This is a genomic window from Stappia sp. MMSF_3263, from assembly GCF_030733745.1.
Classification (GTDB): domain Bacteria; phylum Pseudomonadota; class Alphaproteobacteria; order Rhizobiales; family Stappiaceae; genus Stappia.
This window is the reverse complement of sequence record NZ_JASHIK010000048.1, coordinates 1-4,448: the sequence shown is the minus strand read 5'-3', so window position 1 is coordinate 4,448 and position 4,448 is coordinate 1. Positions and strand designations below refer to the sequence as shown.

Genomic DNA, 4,448 nt, shown 5'->3' with positions numbered 1-4,448 from the left:
CGGCCTATTCGGCCGCCTGCGCCGGCTGCACGGTCTTCAGCGCCCGCCACACCGCCTGCGGCGTTGCCGGCATCTCCAGCGCATTGGTGCCGATCGCATCGGTGATCGCGTTGATCACCGCAGGCGGCGAGCCGATCGCCCCCGCCTCCCCGCAGCCCTTCATGCCCAGCGGATTGCCCGGGCATTCCGTCACCGTCGTCATCAGCCGGTAGGAGGGCACGTCGTCGGCGCGCGGCATCGTGTAATCCATGTAGGACCCCGACAGCAGCTGCCCGTCCCCGTCATAGGAGGCGTTCTCCATCAAGGCCTGGCCGATGCCCTGCGTCAGCCCGCCATGCACCTGGCCTTCCACGATCATCGGGTTGATGATCGTGCCGAAGTCGTCCGCCGCCACGAAGTCGACGATCTCCACCTTGCCCGTCTCCGGGTCGACCTCCACCTCGCACGCATAGGTCCCGGCCGGGAAGGTGAAGTTGGTCGGGTCGTAGAACGCCCCCTCCTTCAGGCCCGGCTCCATGCCTTCGGGCATGTTGTGCGCCGTGTAGGCCGCAAGCGCCACCTGGAAGAAGGGGAGCTCCTTGTCCGTGCCCGCCACCTTGAACGTGCCGCCCTCCACCGTGATGTCGCCCTCCGAGGCCTCCATCAGGTGCGCCGCCAGCTTCTTCGCCTTCGCCTCCACCTTGTCCAGCGCCTTGACGATCGCCGACATGCCGACCGCACCCGAGCGCGAGCCGTAGGTGCCCATGCCGAACTGCACCTTGTCCGTGTCCCCGTGCACGATCGAGACCGTGTCGAGGCCCACCCCGAAGCGCTCCGCCACAAGCTGGGCGAAGGTCGTCTCGTGTCCCTGGCCATGGCTGTGCGAGCCCGTCAGAACCTCGATCGTGCCGACCGGATTGACCCGCACCTCCGCGGACTCCCAAAGACCGACGCCCGCTCCCAGCGAACCGACCGCCTGGCTCGGCGCGATGCCGCAGGCCTCGATGTAGCAGGAAAGCCCCAGACCCCGCAGCTTGCCCCGCCGCGCCGCCTCCGCCTTGCGGCCCGCAAAGCCCGCATGGTCGATCGCGGAAAGCGCCGCATCCAGCGAGGCGTCGTAGTCGCCCGCGTCGTAGCACATGATCACCGGCGTCTGGTGCGGGAACGAGCGGATGAAGTTCGCCCGCCGGAACGCGGCAGGCTCCATCCCCACCTCGCGCGCCGCCGTCTCCATCATCCGCTCCAGCAGGTAGGTCGCCTCCGGACGCCCCGCCCCGCGATAGGCATCCACCGGCACCGTGTTGGTGTAGACCGTCTTCACGTTGGCGTGGATCGCCGGAATGTCGTACTGGCCCGACAGGAGCGTCGCGTAGAGATAGGTCGGCACAGAGGAGGAGAACAGCGACATGTAGGCGCCAAGGTTCGCCACCGTCTTCACCCGCAGCCCGGTGATCCGGTTGTCGGCGTCCAGCGCCATCTCCGCTTCCGAGTAGTGGTCGCGCCCATGCGCGTCGGTCAGGAACGCCTCCGTCCGGTCGCAGGTCCACTTCACCGGAACCCCGGTCTTCTTCGACGCCCACAGGCAGACCATCTCTTCGGGGTAGATGTAGATCTTCGAGCCGAAGCCCCCGCCCACATCCGGCGCGATCACCCTGAGCTTGTGCTCCGGCGCGATGTTGTAGAAGGCCGACAGCACAAGCCGCGCCACATGCGGGTTCTGCGAGGTCGTCCACAGCGTGTAGTGTTCCTCCGCCTCGTCATAGTCGGCAAGGGCGGCGCGCGGCTCCATCGGGTTGGGCACCAGCCGGTTGTTGCGGATCTCCATCCGCGTCACATGCGCGGCGGAAGCGAAGGCCGCATCGGTCGCGGCCGCATCGCCGATCTCCCAGTCGTAGATCAGGTTGCCAGGCGCTTCCTCGTGCAGCTGCGGCGCCCCCTCCTTCAGCGCCTCCAGCGCATCGACCACCGCCGCAAGCGGCTCGTAGTCGACCTCCACCGCATCGGCCGCATCGCGCGCCTGTGCCTTCGTCCCGGCAATCACCACAGCCACCGCCTGGCCCACATGGCGCACATGCTCGCTCTCCAGCGCCCGCCACGCCCCCATCTTCATCGGGGTGCCGTCCTTGGAGTGGATCATCCAGCCGCAGATCAGGTTGCCGACCCCGTCGGCGACAAGCTCCTGGCCGCTCAGCACCGCGATCACCCCGGGCATGGCCCGCGCCGCCGCCGCGTCGATCCCCCTCACCTTCGCATGGGCATGGGGCGAGCGCACGAACGCCGCATGCGCCATCCCCGCAACGCTCATGTCGTCCGTGTAACGCCCCTTGCCGGTGATGAAGCGCTTGTCCTCGCGCCGGCGAACCCGCGCACCGATACCTTCAACCGAACCTGCCATCTCGTCCTCCCTCGCAGCGGACCTTCAGCTCCCTCGCGCCCCGCGCCCTTCCCCGGAACGGGGACAGGGCCGAAGCCGGGGCCAAAACCGGGACGGGCCCGCAAAGCCGTTTCCCGAACATGCTCTCTTGCGTTCTTCCGCCGTCCCTCACCGGGCCGGCCCAGCCTGGCGGCCTCCCGCCGCAAGGCCCTCATTCTTCAGCTTCCAGGCCTCAGCTTCCCGGCTCTCAACGTGCCGGCTTCAGCTTCCAGGCCTCAGCGCCCAGGTCCTCCGACCCTTCCCGCCAGCCCTCCCGGCCAGCCTTCCCGCACGACAAGTCCCCCCAATGCGGATACCCAGTGCGGATTGCCAGTGCGAAGCCGGATGCGGCCATGCGCGGGCCCGCGCCGGCCTGCACTCGCCCTGTTCGGCGCCCCTACTCGGCAGCCGTCTGCATCCCCGCCATCTGCTCGCTTGCCGCCGCGATCGCCTTGACGATGTTGTGGTAGCCCGTGCAGCGGCAGATATTGCCCTCAAGCTCCGCCCGGATCGTCGCCTCGTCCAGCGGGCCCCCGCCATGGCGCGCGATCATGTCGACAGCCGCCATGATCATCCCCGGCGTGCAGAACCCGCATTGCAGACCGTGATGCTCCTTGAACGCCGCCTGCACCGGGTGCAGCTCGCCCCCTTGCGCAAGGCCCTCGATCGTCGTCACCGCAGACCCGGACGCCTGCGCCGCAAGCATCGTGCACGACTTCACCGCCTTGCCGTCCACATGCACCACGCACGCCCCGCATTGCGACGTGTCGCAGCCCACATGCGTTCCCGTCAGTCCCAGAACGTCGCGCAGGAACTCCACCAGAAGCGTCCGGTCCTCGACCGACCGCGTCACCTCGCGCCCGTTCACAACAACACTCACATCGCCCATCAAAACCTCCCTCTCGTTCCCGCGTCCCCGCGCCGCCATCCGCTCTTCGCAAACGCCCGCAAACAACGCGGCCAAACCTTCAAGAAACAGCCGGACCCAAAACACCCGGCGTCAAAAAATCCCGAACCCGGCCTTCACACCTGAATGGCACACCTGAACGGGGCACATGGTCCCCGGCAGGCGGCCCGGCAATGGACCATCGCCAACAGACCATCGGCAGGGCCGCAATCCCGCGACGCCAGAACAGCAACGCCAGGCCAGCCACATCAGCCCAGACACATCAGGCCAGCCACATCAGGTCAGCCCCATCAGCCCAAAAGCCCGCCCGGCCCGGCTTGCACCCCGCTCACCTCAGCTCATCAACGCCAGGACCACGATCACGACGCCAAGCGCCGCAAGGCCCCACACAACCGGACCGCCCAGAAAACCCCGGCCCGCCGCGCTCTCGACCTCGGCCTCCACCTCGTGAACCGCCTCCGACACAGCCTCGCCAACCCGGTGCGGCGCATCCGAAAGCGCCTGCGCCTTCGCCGCCTCCGCAAGGCCCGCGTCAAGCTCCACGCCCGCAAACGACGACGAAGCCCCGCTCCCCGCTTCGGCCCCGGTGGATGACCCCGCCACGGACGAGGATGAAGGCGAGGATGAAGACGGGGGTGAAGACGGGGACGCCCCGGCTCCGGCCCCCGCCCCGGCGTCAGCGCTCCCCGGGGACCCGGCCGCAGCACCGCCCCCCTCGACAATCTCCTTGAACGTCCCGAAAAACTCGTCCGCCATCTTGCGCGACGTCGACACGATCAGACGGCTGCCAAGCTGCGCAAGCTTGCCCCCGACCTGCGCCTTCACCGAATAGCTCAGCACCGTCCCGTCGCCGTCCTCAACAAGAGACACGTCCGCCGACCCCTTCGCAAAGCCGGCAACCCCGCCCTTGCCCTCCCCCACGATCGTGTAACTCTCCGGAGGAACCATGTTCTCAAGCGTCACCGCACCCTTGAACGTCGCCTTCACAGGCCCGATCTTCGCAACAACCGTCGCCGTCATCTCCCGGTCCGAAACCTTCTCGAGTGACTGGCAACCGGGAATGCAACGACGCAGAACATCCGCATCATTCAATGCATCCCAAACAGCAACCCGACCAGCCAACAAACGGTAATCGCCTACCAAATCCAT

At 67.7% G+C, this 4,448-nt stretch carries 3 protein-coding genes; all 3 read right to left on the bottom strand.

Annotated elements, in window-relative coordinates; translation table 11 throughout:
* Window positions 1-4: 4 nt before the first annotated feature.
* The gene (locus RBB46_RS23235) at window positions 5-2,374 is read right to left on the bottom strand and encodes a xanthine dehydrogenase family protein molybdopterin-binding subunit (protein ID WP_306031452.1); all 2,370 of its coding nucleotides are present in this window, start codon (window positions 2,372-2,374) and stop codon (window positions 5-7) included.
* Window positions 2,375-2,789: 415 nt separating this feature from the next.
* Window positions 2,790-3,281, bottom strand: a complete 492-nt coding sequence (locus tag RBB46_RS23230) for a (2Fe-2S)-binding protein (protein ID WP_306031451.1) — start codon at window positions 3,279-3,281, stop codon at window positions 2,790-2,792.
* A gap of 351 nt (window positions 3,282-3,632) precedes the next feature.
* The coding region (locus RBB46_RS23225) for a carbon monoxide dehydrogenase subunit G (protein WP_306031450.1) at window positions 3,633-4,448 on the bottom strand (816 nt) is incomplete at its 5' end.